This window comes from Psychrobacter sp. SHUES1 (assembly GCF_001652315.1).
Classification (GTDB): Bacteria; Pseudomonadota; Gammaproteobacteria; order Pseudomonadales; family Moraxellaceae; genus Psychrobacter; species Psychrobacter faecalis.
Map to the genome: position 1 here is coordinate 29,309 of NZ_LXWA01000032.1, position 17,741 is coordinate 47,049.

The 17,741-nt window shown below is 44.9% G+C and carries 14 protein-coding genes and 2 tRNA genes; 11 read left to right on the forward strand and 5 right to left on the reverse strand.

All coding sequences use genetic code 11. The features are described from left to right. Nucleotides 1–45 precede the first annotated feature (45 nt). Nucleotides 46–2,181, reverse strand: a complete 2,136-nt coding sequence (locus A7325_RS03485) for an NADPH-dependent 2,4-dienoyl-CoA reductase (protein ID WP_068404688.1) — start codon at nucleotides 2,179–2,181, stop codon at nucleotides 46–48. A 380-nt stretch (nucleotides 2,182–2,561) separates the two neighbouring features. On the opposite strand from A7325_RS03485, the gene A7325_RS03490 reads away from it, so the two are divergent. Continuing rightward, complete coding sequence (locus A7325_RS03490) at nucleotides 2,562–4,226, forward strand: AMP-binding protein (RefSeq protein WP_068404690.1); 1,665 nt, start codon at nucleotides 2,562–2,564, stop codon at nucleotides 4,224–4,226. A gap of 258 nt (nucleotides 4,227–4,484) precedes the next feature. On the opposite strand, the gene A7325_RS03495 is transcribed toward A7325_RS03490, so the two are convergent. From A7325_RS03495 to hemA, 4 genes are all read right to left on the reverse strand, one after another. Beyond that, complete coding sequence (locus A7325_RS03495) at nucleotides 4,485–4,904, reverse strand: DUF6691 family protein (protein WP_193031055.1); 420 nt, start codon at nucleotides 4,902–4,904, stop codon at nucleotides 4,485–4,487. Nucleotides 4,905–4,969: 65 nt separating this feature from the next. Further along, nucleotides 4,970–5,407 carry a YeeE/YedE family protein gene (locus A7325_RS03500; RefSeq protein ID WP_082894273.1) on the reverse strand — a complete coding sequence of 146 codons (438 nt, stop codon included), beginning with the start codon at nucleotides 5,405–5,407 and terminating at the stop codon, nucleotides 4,970–4,972. Between the two features lie 147 nt (nucleotides 5,408–5,554). Then, on the reverse strand, nucleotides 5,555–6,697 hold the full coding sequence (locus A7325_RS03505; protein ID WP_068404694.1) for an aminotransferase class V-fold PLP-dependent enzyme: 1,143 nt from the start codon (nucleotides 6,695–6,697) through the stop codon (nucleotides 5,555–5,557). Between the two features lie 589 nt (nucleotides 6,698–7,286). After that, a complete protein-coding gene (gene hemA, locus A7325_RS03510) occupies nucleotides 7,287–8,669 on the reverse strand; it encodes a glutamyl-tRNA reductase (RefSeq protein ID WP_068404697.1) in 1,383 nt (460 codons plus the stop codon). A 590-nt stretch (nucleotides 8,670–9,259) separates the two neighbouring features. Between hemA and A7325_RS03515 the strand changes: the two genes are divergently transcribed. The 10 genes from A7325_RS03515 (at nucleotide 9,260) to panD (ending at nucleotide 17,575) form a co-directional block, all read left to right on the forward strand. Continuing rightward, complete coding sequence (locus A7325_RS03515) at nucleotides 9,260–11,188, forward strand: tetratricopeptide repeat protein (protein WP_068404698.1); 1,929 nt, start codon at nucleotides 9,260–9,262, stop codon at nucleotides 11,186–11,188. A 211-nt stretch (nucleotides 11,189–11,399) separates the two neighbouring features. Continuing rightward, entirely contained in the window at nucleotides 11,400–12,035 is a 636-nt protein-coding gene (gene lolB, locus A7325_RS03520) for a lipoprotein insertase outer membrane protein LolB (protein WP_068404700.1), read from the forward strand. Nucleotides 12,036–12,096: 61 nt separating this feature from the next. Beyond that, on the forward strand, nucleotides 12,097–13,062 hold the full coding sequence (gene ispE, locus A7325_RS03525) for a 4-(cytidine 5'-diphospho)-2-C-methyl-D-erythritol kinase (protein WP_068404702.1): 966 nt from the start codon (nucleotides 12,097–12,099) through the stop codon (nucleotides 13,060–13,062). 40 nt (nucleotides 13,063–13,102) lie between these two features. Next, nucleotides 13,103–13,630 carry a hypothetical protein gene (locus tag A7325_RS03530; protein ID WP_068404704.1) on the forward strand — a complete coding sequence of 176 codons (528 nt, stop codon included), beginning with the start codon at nucleotides 13,103–13,105 and terminating at the stop codon, nucleotides 13,628–13,630. Nucleotides 13,631–13,817: 187 nt separating this feature from the next. Then, nucleotides 13,818–13,893 (forward strand) — tRNA-Gln (locus A7325_RS03535). 242 nt (nucleotides 13,894–14,135) lie between these two features. Further along, nucleotides 14,136–14,211: transfer RNA gene (locus A7325_RS03540), tRNA-Gln, on the forward strand. 110 nt (nucleotides 14,212–14,321) lie between these two features. Then, a complete protein-coding gene (locus tag A7325_RS03545) occupies nucleotides 14,322–15,269 on the forward strand; it encodes a ribose-phosphate pyrophosphokinase (protein WP_068404706.1) in 948 nt (315 codons plus the stop codon). A gap of 299 nt (nucleotides 15,270–15,568) precedes the next feature. Beyond that, entirely contained in the window at nucleotides 15,569–16,252 is a 684-nt protein-coding gene (locus A7325_RS03550) for a 50S ribosomal protein L25/general stress protein Ctc (RefSeq protein ID WP_068404709.1), read from the forward strand. Between the two features lie 207 nt (nucleotides 16,253–16,459). Then, nucleotides 16,460–17,041, forward strand: coding sequence for an aminoacyl-tRNA hydrolase (gene pth, locus A7325_RS03555; RefSeq protein ID WP_068404711.1), 582 nt, complete (start codon nucleotides 16,460–16,462; stop codon nucleotides 17,039–17,041). Between the two features lie 153 nt (nucleotides 17,042–17,194). Further along, the gene (gene panD / locus A7325_RS03560; protein ID WP_045443274.1) at nucleotides 17,195–17,575 is read left to right on the forward strand and encodes an aspartate 1-decarboxylase; all 381 of its coding nucleotides are present in this window, start codon (nucleotides 17,195–17,197) and stop codon (nucleotides 17,573–17,575) included. Nucleotides 17,576–17,741 lie beyond the last annotated feature (166 nt).

Genomic DNA, 17,741 nt, shown 5'->3' on the forward strand with positions numbered 1-17,741 from the left:
GCGAGAAAATCTACCTCGCCGCTTTTGCATTCACATCTTTAATCCTTAAATCGCTGCCGCAACCTCTGCTCCATCACGAATGGCGCGTTTGGCATCCAATTCAGCAGCAAGTTTAGCACCGCCAATCAAATGATATTGGGCGTCTGGCGCATCACCGACGTTTGGCATCAGCTCAACCACTGATTCTTGACCGGCACAGACCACGACGCTATCAACACGTAGCAGCTGGCTTTGACCTTGATTATTAGTGATCCAAATACCTTCATTGGTGATTTTATCGTACTGCGCACCTGATACTTGGATGACGCCGTGTGATTTAACGTGCGCGCGATGTACCCAGCCCGAGGTTTTATTGAGCCCACTACCCAATCGACCTTTGGTACGCTGCATTAAGTATACTTGGCGTACAGGTTTGATGCCTTCAGGTTTAATCAAGCCGCCATCTGTCTGATAATCAGTATCAGACGTCACGCCCCACTCTTCGCGCCAATCACTAATTGACTGCGGTTTTGGACGATAGCTTGGGTCTTTTAGCAATTCAGGGCCAAGCTCATCTAATGGCTGCCCATGATTGGCGGTTAGATACTCACTGACGTCAAAGCCGATACCACCAGCGCCAATGACAGCAACGGTATCACCGACGGATTTTTCACCAGAGAGCAATTCAGCATAGCTGATGACTTGTGGTAAGTCCGCACCTTCCAATTTGCCTTTTAGGCTTCTAGGAACCACGCCGGTTGCGACGATGACGTGATGGAATTTGGCTTTTTCTAGCATAGCTTTGTCGACTTTGGTATTAAGTTTAATCTCAACACCTAAATGCTCAAGCTCATTGATATAATAGCGAATGGTTTCAAAGAATTCTTCTTTACCTGGGATAACCTTGGCATAATTAAACTGACCACCCAAGATGTCTTTTGCTTCAAATAGGGTGACGTCATGACCACGCAAAGCTGCCACATGAGCCGCTGACATGCCAGCGACACCGCCACCGATGACTGCCACTTTTTTCGGTTTTTTGGTCTTCTTATAAACCAATTCCGTCTCGTAGCAAGCTTGTGGGTTGACCAAACAGGTTGAGCGTTTATTTTCAAAAGTATGGTCAAGACAGGCTTGGTTACAGGCGATACAGGTATTGATACGATCGGCTTGGCCTTCTTTAGCTTTGTTGACCCAATGCGGATCCGCTAAGAACGGACGCGCCATTTGAATCATGTCAGCTTGCCCACTGGCGAGGATATCTTCAGCGGTTTCAGGCATATTGATACGGTTGGCTGCCATCATTGGGATGCTGATATGTTTTTTAATCTCAGCAGTGAAATCTACAAAAGCCGCGCGCGGTACGCTGGTGACAATGGTTGGAACACGCGCTTCATGCCAGCCGATACCAGTATTCATAATGGTCACGCCCGCTTCTTCTAGCGCTTTAGCAACGGTGATGACTTCATCCATGACGTTACCGTCTTTGACCAAATCAATCACTGACAAGCGGAATAGGATAATAAAATCTTCACCCGTTGCTTCGCGAACTGCTTTGACCACATCGACCGCAAACTTCATGCGGTTTTGAATATCACCGCCGTATTCGTCGGTGCGTTTATTGACATGACGCGATAAAAACTGATTGAGCAAGTAGCCTTCAGAGCCCATGATTTCAACACCGTCATAACCCGCTTGTTTGGCAAGTTTGGCACAGCGCGCATAGTCTTTAACGGTTTGTTCGATATTTTTGATGCTCATCTTACGCGGTTTAAACGGCGAGATTGGCGATTTAATCGGGCTTGCTGACACGGCAAACGGATGATAACCATAGCGACCACTGTGCAAGATTTGCATGATGATTTTGCTGTCATATTTATGCGCCGCACGGGTGACGCGTTGATGATTAATGACGTCAGCGCGGGTGTTCATGGTGCCGCCAGCAGGGAGCAACCAGCCTTCGCGATTGGGCGATATGCCCCCGGTAATCATCATCGCCACGCCGCCTTTGGCACGTTCGGCAAAATACGCCGCCAGCTTGCCGTAATTATAAAAACGGTCTTCAAGCCCCGTATGCATCGAGCCCATCACCATGCGGTTTTTAAGTGTAGTAAAGCCCAAATCCAGCGGCTCAAATAAATGCGGGTAGTGCTCGTTGGTGCTGGCGGTCTCAATGGTATTGGCAGTGCGGCTGGCGGTCATATCATTTTCCTTATGAATGAATTAACAAACTACGTTCTGAAAACAGAAAAGTCACGGGATTTAGCGTTGCTGCTATCGTAACACACCGCTATTATCATCAGCTATGCGGACAAGCGACTGATGAGTGAGCACTATCTTGATACCAATCCTAGACAGTCAGATGTTTACCTCGACTTTATGGCTTTTATTAAGCAAACCTCATAAAACCCGCCCAATTTTTGGGGCGATTGGCTATAATAGCGTGAGCGTTGTCAATATTTAACGTGTTTTATAACGACCGTTTTTATGACAATTGTTTTTATGACAACGGCTTCTATAATAGCCGCTTCGCTAAATCCCTGCACCATCGAATACCCGCAATACGATAAAGGACTATCCCCATGACAGACTTTCACACCGGTCTTGGCAAAAACGCTGCCAATCACCAACCGCTGACCCCTATCGATTTTATTATCCGCAGCGCGCAGGTTTATCCTGACAAGACTGCAATTATCTACGACGACCTAGAGCACAATGAGCTCACGCAGACATGGCAACAGACTTATGATCGCTGTCGTCAATTGGCCGATGGTCTGCGTAAATTGGGTATCGATAAAAATGACACGGTGGCGGTGATGATGCCGAACACGCCGGCGATGGTCGAATGCGCCTTTGGCGTGCCAATGTCAGGCGGCGTGCTTTGTACCCTTAATACCCGACTTGATATCAATGCCCTAACCTTTTGCCTGCAACACTCTGAAGCCAAAGTATTGATTTTAGACAGCGAGTTTGCTGAGCATGCTGAGATTATTGATGAAGCTTTTCCCAACCTCATCGTGATTCATGCGACCGATAAAGCGCTTGATATCGAGCGTTTTGGCACTATGAGTTATGAAGAGTTAATCGCCAGCTCAGACAATTTGGATAATTGGGAAAAACCGCTCGATGAATGGGATGCCATTGCGCTCAACTATACTTCTGGCACCACTGGTAAGCCCAAGGGCGTGGTCTATCATCATCGCGGTGCCACGCTCAATGCCGTGTCTAATATTTTAGATTGGGATATGCCCAAGCATCCCATGTATCTATGGACGCTGCCACTATTCCATTGTAATGGTTGGTGTTTCCCATGGACCATCGCTGAGCGCGCGGGCGTCAACGTCTGCTTACGTAAAATTGACGCTGATTTGATTTTGCAGCTGATTGCCAAGTATAAAGTCAGCCATTATTGCTCAGCGCCCGTGGTGCACAATATGATTGCCGGCGGTAAGCCTGAGTATAAAGAAGCCATTAACCATGAAGTCAAAGGCTGGGTCGCTGGTGCGCCGCCGTCTGAAACTATGCTCGCTGCTATGGAAGCCATGGGTTTTCATATCTCGCACGTTTATGGGCTGACTGAAGTTTATGGGCCAGTCACCGTTTGCGCTGAACAAGAAGAATGGGCAGCGCTTGATGTCGCTGGACGCGCGCAGAAAAAATCTCGTCAAGGGGTGACCTCGCATCTGATGACAGGCTTTGAGCTGTTTAAACAAGGGACGACCGACCCCGTTGCCGCCGATGGCGAAGAAATGGGTGAGCTGGCACTGCGTGGTAACATGGTGATGAAAGGTTATCTTAAAAGCCGTAAAGCGACCGAAGAAGCCTTTGCTGACGGTTGGTTCCGCACCGGTGATTTGGGCATCAAATACCCCGACGGCTATATCAAAATCATGGATAGGCTCAAAGACATCATCATCTCAGGTGGCGAGAACATCTCTAGTATCGAAGTCGAAAACGTCTTATATAAAATGCCGGAAATCCAAAGCTGTGCCGTCGTCGCCGCGCCGCATGATAAATGGGGCGAAGTGCCAGTGGCCTTTATCGAAATTCATGCTGGTAGCACTTTACAACGCGATCATGTCATGGAGCATTGCAAGCAATATTTGGCTGGCTTTAAAGTGCCTAAATACATTATCTTTGCTGAAATTCCGAAAACCAGTACCGGTAAAGTACAGAAGTTTGAGCTACGCCAAGCGGCAAAATCATTGGCGCACGAAACGCCAAAAGTTACGGCTAGCGCTAAATAATAGCTTTTGAAAAACTTGCACTTTGAGCAATTTGCATAAAACAGGGTCAGTCTAATGATTAGGCTCACCCTGTTTTCTTGAACTAAAAACGTAAAACCTATTCTTGTAGGCAGTCCGCTATAAAATAAACACAGAGCTACTGGTATTCATTTTGCGCAGCCTCTGTCTGCGTAGGCACAGCCAGCAAGGAAAATGAATACCAGTAGCGCGTTATCATACTTGTACTAATTTTATTTAGGACTGACTATAGCCGAACGACTAATTCAATTTTGGCTTAAGCCACTGATAGATGATCATACCAAGCAGCATGGCAGCGGCAAACACATAGCCTTGCCAATGTCCTGTACCTAGCAACACAATACTAGGCCCTGGGCAGATACCCACAAGTCCCCAACCGATACCAAACATCATCGCGCCGATTAACAACTTGTTATCAATCACCGTCTTACTTGGCAATAAGATAAAAGTACCCGCCCAGCTGGTCTTTTGCCATTTGGCTAATTGCACACCGACTATCGCTACTACTAAACCGCCGCCCATCACCAGTGCCAAGGAGATATCCCACGCGCCAAAGACGTCCAAAAACCCTTGTAACTTAGCAGGGTCGGTCATGCCTGCTATCAGCAGACCCAAGCCGAATAGTAAACCGGCCAGTAATCCAATCATATTTTTTAGCATTATTGTGCCCCATACTTAATCTGTTTATTCAAGCTGTTATAAATAATGTGCCGTCTATACCTGCGTTAAAATATGCCTAAAACATGCCTACCCACATACACAGTCAATGCACCAAACAACATAAAAGTTACCGTCGCTGCCATCGAGCGTTTCGATAGGCGGGCGTTGCCGCAAATACCGTGGCCACTAGTACAGCCTGACCCTAAACGCGTGCCAAAACCAACCAGCAACCCTGCGCCAATTAACAGCGGTAATGACGTGGTGATTTCTATATCAGGCAAAGGTCGGACCAAACTGTAAAGTAAAGGCGAGATGATAAGGCCTGCGATAAACAGTACCTGCCACATCTCTATATTTTTGGGTTTTAGTACGCTTGACACGATACCGCTGATACCCGCAATACGGCCAATACCTAATAATAAGATAACGGTCGATGTCCCTAGCAGCAAACCGCCGATTAAGGATATCGGCGTAAAGGCTAACCAGTCTATTTGTATACTCATAATGTTTACCTAAGCCAATTTTATTAAATACAAACTTAATATTCGTTTTATATAAATACATTATATAATAAAATATAATAAAAAGGTAAAAAAATACTGAGATCTGTTTAACAGAACTCAGTATTGTTACCTAACTTATAGTAAAAATTATGCAGGCTGCTCTGCCAATACTTCATCAAGCGCTTTTTCAAAACGTTGTACCGCTCCGTCAACATCAGTCAATTTATCAAGACCAAATAGACCTAAGCGGAAAGTTTTAAAGTTCTCAGGTTCGCCTACTTGTAGCGGAACGCCAGCGGCGATTTGCATGCCAGCTTCAGCAAAGGCGCTACCTTTATGCATATCATCACGGTCGGTATAGGCAACCACGACGCCCGGCGCTTCAAAACCTTCTGCCGCCACGCTTTCAATGCCTTTGTCCACCAATACTTTACGAATACGTTTGCCAAGCTCCCACTGCGCCTCGCAAAGCTTATCAAAGCCGACTTCCTTAGCTTCATTAATAGCATCGCGGAACTGGCGTAAGCTATCGGTTGGCATGGTTGCATGATAAGCGTGACCGCCATTTTCATAGGCGCGCATGATATTTAACCACTGTTTTAAATCTAAGCTAAAGCTATCAGATTCCGTGCTCTCTACTTTTTGCACAGCCGCATCGCTGAGCATTACCAAACCTGCACCCGGCGTGCTGCTCCAGCCTTTTTGCGGCGCGCTAATCAGCACGTCAATGCCCAAATCTTTCATATCAAGCCAGACGCAACCCGAGGCAATACAGTCAATGACCAATAGACCGCCAACGCTATGAACAGCCTCGGCCAATGCTTTGATATAGTCTTCTGACAAAATTATGCCTGATGAGGTTTCAACATGCGGCGCAAAAACGATGGCAGGTTTTGTGTCTTTAATTTTAGCAACCGCTTCATCGATAGCAACTGGAGAAAACGGCTTTGGCGTCTCACCCTCTTCACGATTGGCAGTCAATACCGTAGACGATTTGGCAATTTTGCCTTTGTCTAAAATTTGCGTCCAACGATAGCTAAACCAACCGTTACGGATAATCAGGCAGTCTTCATCATTGGCCAATTGACGCGCCACCGCTTCCATACCATAAGTGCCAGAGCCCGGTACAATCGCCACCGCATCAGCGTTATAGACTGACTTTAGGTTGCTAGACAAGTCATTCATTACTTGCTGAAAGACTTTTGACATGTGGTTTAAGGCGCGGTCAGTATAGACCACCGAATATTCTAATAAGCCGTTTGGATCAATATCTTGACGTAATGCAGTCATAGGACGCTCCTAGTTTATAGTTAGGCAATATAGGTATTGGCAAATTTTAGTGATAACGAGCCAAATACTACGATAGATAGTATTTATCGGGCCCTCATATCGAGTAATCATCGAGAGTATGACGCAGGGTTGATGATATAGCGCTTTATCCTAGCGCTATTGCCGTTGACGAGTATGTCGTGTGCGCTTTATTTTTATTTTAAACAGTACTACAGACGATAGGCGCGCCATTATCAGACCGTGAATGACAGCCTATTGAATCATCAATACTGAGAATTAATGAAATGAGAAGATATTAAGAGGCAATTGATAAAATTAGACTTTGAAAAAAAAGCCAAAATCAATTAGTTAAAGGATTATTAGAAATAAGCGCTGCCACATAACCAAAAATTATCGCCACTTAATACACTCATAACAACTTGATATTAGCACTGATAATGCAGGTTGACAACGCTCAGCTTGCATAAGTTGAAAGCTTAGCCAATTTATGATTTTTGAAGAGAAACCGTTTCAAAAGGAAGAGTTTTAAAAGAAACGGTTTTAAGAGAAATAGTAAGAAAAACAATTAGTGAATTAAAAGGAGTAATGATTACTGACGACGACCACGATGCGCGTCTTGTAATCCCGAGACCACAAAATCTAGCAATTCATTGTCACCTTCGCGTGCCGCTTTACGCATCAGCTTCGAGGGCGCATGGGTCAGCGTCTGGGTTAAACGCCGCGATAGCTCAGTGATAATAGCTTCAGGGCTGGCGTTATCTTGTTGCAGCTTAACAATGGATTCATGCAGCAGCTTATCGACTTGGTCATGGGTGCGCGCGCGATATTGTTGAATCTCTTTACCGACTTGGCGCACCTGAAAGCGCCGATCCATCTCAACCACCAACTGACTGACCAGCAGCTCAGCATCGACCGCTGCTTGCCGGCGCTGCTCAATATTACCAGCAATCACGTGTTGCAAGTCATCAACAGAATACAAATACACATCGTCGATACGGCTAATGGTAGAGTCGATATCGCGCGGCACCGCCAAGTCAATCATCAGCATCGGCTGATAACGCCGGCTTTTAAGCGCGCGCAAGGTCATGGTCTTATCAATCAATATATCCATACTGCCGCTACAACTACTGACGATATCAGCTTCTGCCAATACTTGCGGCAACTCTTGCAGCGATTTCACTTCTACCATACGCTCGGGTCGACGCAATTCGGCGGCCAACGCTTCGGCGCGCTCAGGATTGCGGTTACAAATAATGACCCGCCCGACCCCAAGCCCAGCGATATGCGTTGCCACCAAGCGATTCATCTCGCCTGCCGCAACAACCAATAACGTGCGATTGGGCAAATCGTCAAATATCTGCGTCACCAATTTGGCTGCAGCATAGCTCAGCGATACCGCTTGAGCGCCGACTTTGGTTTCGTTGCGCACGCGTTTGGCAGCGGCAAATACTTGATCGACAATCCAGCCGAGCTGATTGCTGAGCGCCTTTTGGTCTTGCGCCAAATGCACAGAACGTTTGATTTGACCGAGTATCTGCGGCTCACCCAATATCATCGAGTCAAGACCAGCAGCCACTCGCAGCCAATGAGTCAGCGCATGAGTATCACGGTGCACATAAAGATAAGGGTCAATCTCTTCCAAAGGTAACTGTTTAAAATCCGCCAGCCAGGCTTTAATTTTTAAGATATGAGCGCTAATTGCCGCGGTAGAAGGCTGCGTACTAATGGCATTATTACTCGAAACAGCAGTTTGCTGCGCTGCTAAAGCTGCGCCTGATTCTGACGGTACTGAGACTTGCGGGACGAGTGCATAAATCTCAGTACGGTTGCACGTCGAGACAATCACGCTACCATCGGTAAAGCGCTCTAGCTGCTGCAGGGCAATATTCACATCGTCACCGACAAGCGCCAAGCGCTCTCGCAGAGCGACTGGTGCGGTTTTGTGATTGACCCCAATGACCACTAATCTCATTATTGATAGACCATAAATATAACGTTCACCTGCCAGCCAAACGCTTTTAGAATGTGAAAAAACCTATTCAATCAGCAGTGCTAAAAAACAGTTTTTCACAGACAGCGCTTGCTCAACTGGCTGTGAAAAAACGTCTTTAATAAATCATTATCAATATAAACGTCTAAAAAGCGCTTATTATATCATTATTGCTAGCTTTATTTAACAAGCAGCGCTAGGCGATGGTATTTGTCTGTATCTGGGCATGACAACGATAAATCAACTGCTGTAATTGCTTTTAAATAAAGGCCAGTGTTATTTATCTAATTTGTCAGCGCTGGTTTACTAGAGGACTTACTAGCAGATGTTTAAGCTATCAGAGTTTATTGAACGCTACTTAAAGTCATTTATCGTCATTACTTAATCGCCTAAATATTGTTAGTATTTGAGTAACATAGGCGCTATTGTTTATCGCTTTCATCTGCTCTTATAATGACAACAACAAACATCTTTAAAATAAAGACAATAAAATCCTCCTGTTAGAATGCAAGTGGACTAATGGGAAAATATTGCTCGCTAGATTTTTTGGGTCATCCTTTAGATTGCAACCTATGTATAATGATCAATCTCGCCTCCGCGCCTTATTGCAAGCCACTATTGAGCGCCTATGTCAGCGTTATAAGCTAACGTTGTCGTTGGCCATTTGTCTATGCCTAGGATTCCCCGCCCATGCCAAATATGTCAGCCCTGCGTTGACCGCTCCGATATTAAATACTGACTTGGCCAATTCGTCTACAACTTCAGCAGCTAAAGCAAGCAATACCGATATCCTTGATCAGACTGCCAATGAAATAGCTCCTCTGCCATCGTCTACTGAGCAGTCTCAGCTAGCAGTAAATAGCGCTGATGCAAACAATCAAGCAACATTTAGCCCAGCCCAATCAGAGCTTGGCGAGCCAAGTTTATACGCGCTGTTAGATGCCGAATTTGCCGCAGATCGCGATGACAATAAGCGCGCGCTGACTATTTATAAGCAGCAATCTTTTAAGCAAGATGCGACCGCGGTATTTGAGCGCGCGCTAAGCTTGTCTTTACGTAATGAAAGCGTTGAGGATTCATTGCGCTTTGCCAAAACTTGGCAAGACCAAAACCCCGACCACGTGCCCGCTTGGTTTTATGTGGCGCATTTGGCCCTGCGTGCGCACGACTATGAATTGGCGGGCGCCACTCTAAACCGCATTTTAAACTATGACCCGCGAGCCGATCTGAGCGAAATACTGATTGGCATTTATCCCAATACCGATGAAGACAAACGCGAGTTGCTTGCCGCTTTGCAACCTATCGATAGCGAGCAAAACGCTTCGCTTTCGGTATTAAAGGCTGGTTTACTGTATCAATTTGATGAGCCTGAGGTCGCTATTGTCCATATCGATCGTGCCCTCGCGCGTCAGCCAGATTATGTGCCTTTTATCACTTTAAAAGCCGACATCTTACGCAAGACCAAGCCATCAGCAGCCGTGCTTGATTATATTAACCAAGCGCGCCTACGTAACCCTGATAGCAAGAGCTTATACTTATATGAGATTCGTTATTTACTCGATTTGCGGCAAAGCGAGCAGGCTTGGCAGCTATTACTTGATGCACACGGGCGCTTTGCTGATGATGACGAAATCACTTTGCTCGCCGCGCTGGTGAGCTTGGACGTTGAAGAATACGCCAGCGCCGACCAGCTGCTTAATATCTTGGCTAAAAATCCGGGTTATCTTGACCAAGCCTATTACTACCTTGGCATCAGTGCCGAGCGCCAGCAACGCTTTGAGCAAGCAAAACACTATCTCAATGGTGTGATGCAAGAGGACTTGGTGTTAGAAGCGCGGCGAAAAGTGGTGTCGTTTGAGCTGCTAAACGATGACGTCGATGTCGCCATTGCCACTTTAGAGAAGCTGCGTAAAGACTTTAGCATCTTCGCGCCTGACAGCTTTGTCATGCAAGCGGATATCTTATGGCAGCAAAATGAGCCCGAGGAAGCGCTACGGTTATTAACGCGCGCCAGCCGCAAATATCCTAATAATGAGATGCTGCTATTTGCCCGCGCGCAGCTGCTTGACGACAAAGACGATTATATCGTTAAGCGCACTTTATTGAACCATTTGCAAACGCTCGACCCAACCAACCTTGCTTATCAGCTTAGCTATGCGCAGTTATTGCTCGCCAATGAACGCAGCTCCAAGCAAGGTTTGGCGCTAGCAACGGCTATTATCCAAATCCGTTATGATGACCCGCGCTATGACAATGAGCTGCATTTGCAAGCGTTAAACGTACTCGCCGCCAATGCTTTAGCGAACGAAGATTATCAACAAGTTATCGACTATCTACAAACCCCGTACGACGTTTTTCCAACCCTACGTTCAGGCACGCTACTGCTGCGCGCTTATCAAGGGCTAGGCGATAATGAAAAAGTTGAGGCGTTGCTTGCTGAGTTACAAGAGCGTTTTTCATTTGGGCAGCGCAACGTCAATGACCGTATACAGCTTTATTAAAGTGCTTTTTGCTCAAAGCTTATTGGATACTCATCATAAAATACGATTAAAAACAAAAACGTTTGCGCTAAAAACTACAAGCCAGTTATAAGAAATGAACAGCCATGCATCAGCGCGTAACAAATCATGCTTAAGCTAAGCGTTTATTGTTTCATTTAATCTTTTAACAAATCTGTTGCTTTTAAAACTTGTCTATTTTTGAGGATATATCATGTCAGTATTAAAAAAAAACCAGCCGAATAAACTGGCGCTATTTAGCACTTTAACGGCCGCGCTCGTTATCACATCTGGTTGTCAGTCATTAAAAACCGCCAATGCTACCAATCAGCCTGTTGGCACGGTACAAGGTCAGAAACCTGAACAACCTAAAAAGCTTGAGAACTTTAATATCACGGGCAAGATCGGCGTTACCACACCTAGTAAGGACAATTCAGGAAACCAAGGCGGCAGTGCGTTTTATGCATGGGGACAACAAAATGACCGTTTTGCTATCGAATTGATTGGTGCGCTTGGCATTGGCAAAACCAATATCGAATATAATGGTCAGTCGGCGACTTTAGTCAGTGAAAAAACCGGTACTTTAACCGCTGCTGACCCTGAAACCTTGCTCAAAAAAGCCACAGGCTGGCAAGCGCCGATTTCACAAATGCCGTATTGGATATCGGGTCGCCCAGCGCCTTCAGACAGCGCGCCACAGCTTGATGACCAAAACCGTTTAATTAGCTCGGTCAATGGTGAATGGCAAGCGAACTTTAGTTATAAAGGCAACGACAAATTGCCAAATAAAATCAGTGCCGTACAGTCACAAGGCAATAAAGTAGTGATGACCATCGACCATCAAAAATAATGGCCTTATGTAGACAGTAGAAAATACTATCTTTACTTACAACTCATAAAGACATTTATTTATGACTGAACGCACCACCGCAACATCAGTTATCACGCGCTTGTCACCGGCCAAGATTAATTTATTTTTGCACATCACTGGTAAGCGCGCTGATGGCTATCATAATCTGCAAACCGTCTTTCGCCTGCTTGACTGGGGCGATTATCTGCATTTTACGTTTGTAGACGATACGGCACTTTCTATTATAGATAAAACCTTCGACGCTGCTAAGCTTTGTCATCAGCTGCTAACGCTCGCTGGTGCCGACACCATAACCAGCAGTATCGATGACAATCTGATTTTTAAAGCCGCCCGAGCGTTACTAGCATTTGCTCTCCAAGCTGACAGACTACCTAAGCAGCTGCAATCAGTGCAAATCACCTTGGATAAGCACTTACCAATGGGTGCAGGCTTAGGCGGTGGCTCATCCAATGCGGCAACGACATTATTAGTTTTAAATGAGATCTGGCAGCTCAACTTTAATCAAAATGAGCTGATAAAAATTGGCGCAAGCATTGGCGCCGATGTGCCGATATTTATCTTTGGGCAAGATGCGATTGCCATGGGTATTGGCGAGGAGCTGACAGCGATTGATTTGCCCGAGCAGCAATATTTAGTCTTAACCCCAAACGCCCATGTCAACACGGCCAAGCTGTTCGCCCATCCAAAGCTACAACGAGATATCGACGCCCTATCCATTGACATTATCAAAAGCCAGACCAATGACTATGTGCAACGTTTAAATACACCTTATCAAAATGTGTTTAGTCATGTCGTCACCAGTCTCGCTCCGTCTGTCGATGCGGCATTACGGTATTTGCAAGGCTTAGAGATGCAAGCACTTGGCACAGCTCGGATGACCGGCTCTGGTAGCGCGGTATTTTTACCATTGGATGCGAGTATTATTGATGATAAAACGCTGTTGGCAAAGTGGGTTAACAATGCGCCTTGTGCGGCGTACGTAGTGGGGAATCTACAAGTTAAATAGAATTAATAATATGATTTTCTTCGCTTAAAGGTTATTTATCATGAAAGGCAATTCTTTTACGTTATCAATAAGTATTTTGGCCCTTTCAATAGCCGTGACAGCCTGCACCAACAATTCTGATACTCAAAACGTCACGTTACCTGCGCCAAAAGTATCTATCGATAACATGGCCAGTGATAGCAGCACTAACGATTTTAAGAATAAGCCCTATGCCCAGTTTTTTACTTATCCATATAAACATGGTGCGGAAATAGAACCAGCTATGGGCGGCATTTTGGTTATGAAAGACGGCTGTTTGCTTATCCAAAACGATGATAGGCTTAACGTTCCTGTGTTTCCTCATGGCATAACCACTTGGAATGAGGAGACCCAGACTCTGACCGCCAATGGCGTTGATATACCTTTGAACACTGAGCTATTTACTAACGGACCCTTAAGCGGCGGGAAATACGACCCTAGTTACGATTATAATTTCGAGCAACAAGCCAACCCTAAATGCTTGGAAAATAGATATATCGTATTTTTGGGTTCACAGTTTATGGACGCTACAGATTTACCAAATAATTAGCCTATACAAGCTAAAACTGAGGCCAAACCCTACTTATAGCGTATAAATAAAATGAGTATAAAGACCATATATAAATTTTCATTAACTCAACATCGGTTTTATTTTCGACCTATTTATAATAAAAGCCATAAAAAGGCGCAAATGACTTGCAAAATCTAAATATTTATTTATAATAGGTCGCCTCAATAGGGGTATAGCCAAGTTGGTAAGGCATCAGGTTTTGATCCTGACATCCGTTGGTTCGAGTCCAGCTACCCCTGCCATTTTTAAGTGTAAAGCGTCCGATATGTCGTCATTATAAGCCGTTTTTAAATAAACGCTTATTTTATTGACATTGACAACGTTATCCCAGTTTCGGTATAGTTCGCAATGAACACCGTTAGGGAAAAGTTATATTGTAGACAATTTATCTGTTTATAATATAACGAACAGGTCGTGACGCTATTTTAAGCGTAATTTAGTATAAATTATGCCTAGATATCGACGTACACAGCCTAGACATTACAGGGGTATAGCCAAGTTGGTAAGGCATCAGGTTTTGATCCTGACATCCGTTGGTTCGAGTCCAGCTACCCCTGCCATTTTTTACTGTAATAGTAGTCATCAATAGTTTTCCATACTCTTTTCTAAATTTGAGCAGTTTGATACTGCTTAGCGGTCGCTGCTTGAGTTAATCAATAGGACTTCTGTCATGCCTTATTTGGCGATTTTTACGGGTAATGCCCACCCAGAATTAGCAAAAACCGTAGCCGATCATCTCCATATACCTCTTGGTAAAGCTGACATCACGCGCTTTTCTGATGGCGAAATTGCCGTGGAAATCAAAGAACACGTACGTGGCAAAGACGTGTTTATCATGCAGCCTACTTGTGCACCGACTAACGACAATTTGATGGAAATCATGATGATGGCCGATGCCTTGCGTCGTTCTAGTGCTGGCCGGATCACTGCTGTCATGCCATACTTCGGTTATGCCCGTCAAGACCGCCGTCCGCGTTCAGCACGTGTACCTATCTCGGCCAAAGTCGTCGCTGACATGCTAAACATCGTTAGTATTGACCGCGTTATGACCGTTGATTTGCACTCAGATCAGATTCAGGGCTTCTTTGATATCCCAGTTGATAACATCTATGGTACGCCTGTCTTATTGAACGATCTTAAAAAACAAGATTATGACAATATCATGGTGGTTTCACCTGACGTCGGCGGTGTGGTACGTGCGCGTGCCATGGCGAAGCAGTTGGGCGATACCGACATGGCGATTATTGATAAACGCCGTGCCCGTGCCAATGAATCACAAGTGATGCACATCATCGGTGATGTCCGTGACCGTGATTGCGTCATCGTTGATGACATGGTTGATACCGCAGGTACGTTATGCAAAGCCGCTGAAGCCTTAAAGCAAAATGGCGCGCGCCGCGTACTTGCTTATATTACTCACCCTGTCCTATCGGGTAATGCGCTAAAGAACATCAGCGAATCGGAATTGGATGAGATTGTGGTAACTGATACCATTCCATTGTCTGACGCGGCTAAAGCCTGTAGCAAAATCCGTCAAGTAAGTATCGCACCGATGCTGGCTGAAAGCTTACGCCGTATCAATAACGAAGAATCTATCAGCGCTATGTTTGATGCCTAGTTAATGCTTAAGATTTTCTTTCGCTAAAAAATATATTACTAAAAACGCTAAGTTTAATGACTTGGCGTTTTTTTATGTAAGACTGGCGTGCGCTATTTTAGCTAGGTCTTTATTATTGTTAAAGAATCACGTATAATGCGCGCCTGTATTCATCATTCGTTAACCCCTATTATTTTTGGGTATTTTATACTTAGCGACATGATTGATACTTTCTAAAGTATTGATTATCCGGTGATAGACTGGTCGCAAGTCTGTTATTGCTGGTAGATACTTCACATACTCTCTATAGGATTATATCCATGGCTATTGATCATTTTGCAATCAACGCAGTTGACCGCTCTGCTGAACAACAAGGTAAAGGTGCGAGCCGCCGCCTACGTAAGCAGAACCTAGTTCCTGCTATCATTTATGGTGGTGGTGAAGAACCAACTGCTATCTCTATCAAAATCAACGAGCTCGTAAAATCGCTTGAATATGAAGCGTTTTTCTCACAAATTTTGACCATCACTACCGATAAAGGTGATGAGCAACAAGTCGTTATCAAAGACTTGCAGCGCCATCCTGCTAAAGGTTTCCCAATGCATGCAGATTTTCAGCGCATTGTGAAAGGTCAAAAAATCAACATGCACGTGCCGCTACATTTTGCAGGCCGTGAAGAAGCGCCAGGTACGAAAGCGGGTGGTATCTTATCTACGCTAGTATCTGATGTTGAAATCGTTTGCCTACCATCACAATTACCTGAATACTTAGAAATCGACGTATCAGGCATGGAAATTGGTGATCTATTCCGTCTATCAGACATCAAATTGCCTGAAGGCGTAATTATCTTTGATCTTGACATGGAAGATGCTCACGACCGTACCGTTGTGAACATGCAGCCACCAACAGTTGAAGAAGTTGACGAAGACGCTGACGAAGTTGATGCAGCTGACGTACCTGCTACTGAGCAAGGTGCTGAGCCTGAAGACAAAGACGCTGAATAATAATCTTTATAACGCTTATATAGCAGCCTTATGGTTGCTCGGTTATAAAAGATTGGTTTAGTCAAAAAATAGCAGGTGATGAATGTCTCCTGCTGTTTTTGTAACTGAGGTTTGAAAAGAAGGTTTGAAAAGTAGGATAAAGACGATTTATTCATCTTACTTTTCAAACCTTATCACTCATTTATTAAATTTAAGCAGGGTGTTTTTATGGCCATAAAGCTTATTGTCGGTCTTGGTAATCCTGGTCAGCAGTATATGTTTACGCGTCATAATGCCGGGTTTTGGTTCGTCCATCATTTGGCGCAGCAGTTTAATATTGCCCTCGCCCCTGACAAAAAATTCCACGGGGTGACGGGACGTGGGCAAATTCATGGTCACGATGTGCGCCTGCTTATGCCTCTAACCTTTATGAATAAATCTGGTCAATCGGTGGTGCCGATGGTCAATTTTTATGGCATTAACAATAATGAGCTGCTGATTGCCCATGATGAGCTCGATATTCCCGCTGGCAGTATCAAGCTTAAAACCGACGGTGGTCACGGCGGGCATAACGGTCTGCGTGATATCACCCCGCACATTGGCAACGACTTTCATCGCCTGCGTATCGGTATCGGTCATCCGGGTCACAAGTCTAAAGTCAGCGGTCACGTATTATCGAAAGCGGCGCCTGATGAGCAAATGGCTATCGATAGCGCGTTAAGTGCTGCTTTTGACGCCTTACCGTTATTATTAGATGGTGATATTGAAAAAGCGCGCTCGCAGATTAATGGCTTTAAATTACCAGAATAATCTGCCGTTGATGGCAAACATTTAAGTCATTTAAATCGCCAAAGCGTAAATTTAGCCGTGACTTTTAGGCAAATAACTTTTATTCTACTTACCCTGTCCCCATTAAGCTTTTGATTTGGTTCATTTATATCAGTTACCCTAAGGAAGCAACTTATGCTACTTAATATGCTCAAGTGCAAATTACATCGCGCCCGTGTTACCCATGCTGAACTGCACTACGAAGGCTCATGCGGTATCGATGGTGACCTACTAGACCTCGCTGGTCTGCGTGAAAACGAATCTATCGATATCTACAATGTCACCAATGGCAAGCGTTTTCGCACCTATGCGATTCGCGCTGAAGCGGGCTCTGGCATTATCTCGTTAAACGGTGCCGCCGCGCATATGGCAGACCTGGGCGATATCGTCATCATTTGTGCTTATGCCCATTTTGATGAAGTAGAAGCCGCTACCTATCAGCCAAAACTGGTGTATTGCAATGAAGACAATACCGTGAAAGACACTGCCAATATCATTCCGGTACAAGTGGCTTAATTATCCATGACTGCTATTTAAGTGATCAATAAAAAAGCTGAATCTAAGGTGTAATGGACATTATTCATGCTGGCGTAGTGTCTAACGCTATATACTGTCTATATTTGCAAGGAATCAAAGCCATGAATCAAAAAACTGCCCTTTTTGTCATGATAAACACACCAAG

Bases quoted from the DNA above. Each gene is read 5' to 3' on its own strand.
- pth (WP_068404711.1), top strand. From the start codon at position 16,460: ATGGCCATAAAGCTTATTGTCGGTCTTGGTAATCCTGGTCAGCAGTAT.
- A7325_RS03530 (WP_068404704.1), top strand. From the start codon at position 13,103: ATGAAAGGCAATTCTTTTACGTTATCAATAAGTATTTTGGCCCTTTCA.
- A7325_RS03545 (WP_068404706.1), top strand. From the start codon at position 14,322: ATGCCTTATTTGGCGATTTTTACGGGTAATGCCCACCCAGAATTAGCA.
- A7325_RS03550 (WP_068404709.1), top strand. From the start codon at position 15,569: ATGGCTATTGATCATTTTGCAATCAACGCAGTTGACCGCTCTGCTGAA.
- lolB (WP_068404700.1), top strand. From the start codon at position 11,400: ATGTCAGTATTAAAAAAAAACCAGCCGAATAAACTGGCGCTATTTAGC.
- A7325_RS03495 (WP_193031055.1), bottom strand. From the start codon at position 4,904: ATGCTAAAAAATATGATTGGATTACTGGCCGGTTTACTATTCGGCTTG.
- ispE (WP_068404702.1), top strand. From the start codon at position 12,097: ATGACTGAACGCACCACCGCAACATCAGTTATCACGCGCTTGTCACCG.
- A7325_RS03490 (WP_068404690.1), top strand. From the start codon at position 2,562: ATGACAGACTTTCACACCGGTCTTGGCAAAAACGCTGCCAATCACCAA.
- A7325_RS03485 (WP_068404688.1), bottom strand. From the start codon at position 2,181: ATGACCGCCAGCCGCACTGCCAATACCATTGAGACCGCCAGCACCAAC.
- A7325_RS03515 (WP_068404698.1), top strand. From the start codon at position 9,260: ATGTATAATGATCAATCTCGCCTCCGCGCCTTATTGCAAGCCACTATT.
- panD (WP_045443274.1), top strand. From the start codon at position 17,195: ATGCTACTTAATATGCTCAAGTGCAAATTACATCGCGCCCGTGTTACC.
- A7325_RS03500 (WP_082894273.1), bottom strand. From the start codon at position 5,407: ATGAGTATACAAATAGACTGGTTAGCCTTTACGCCGATATCCTTAATC.
- hemA (WP_068404697.1), bottom strand. From the start codon at position 8,669: ATGAGATTAGTGGTCATTGGGGTCAATCACAAAACCGCACCAGTCGCT.
- A7325_RS03505 (WP_068404694.1), bottom strand. From the start codon at position 6,697: ATGACTGCATTACGTCAAGATATTGATCCAAACGGCTTATTAGAATAT.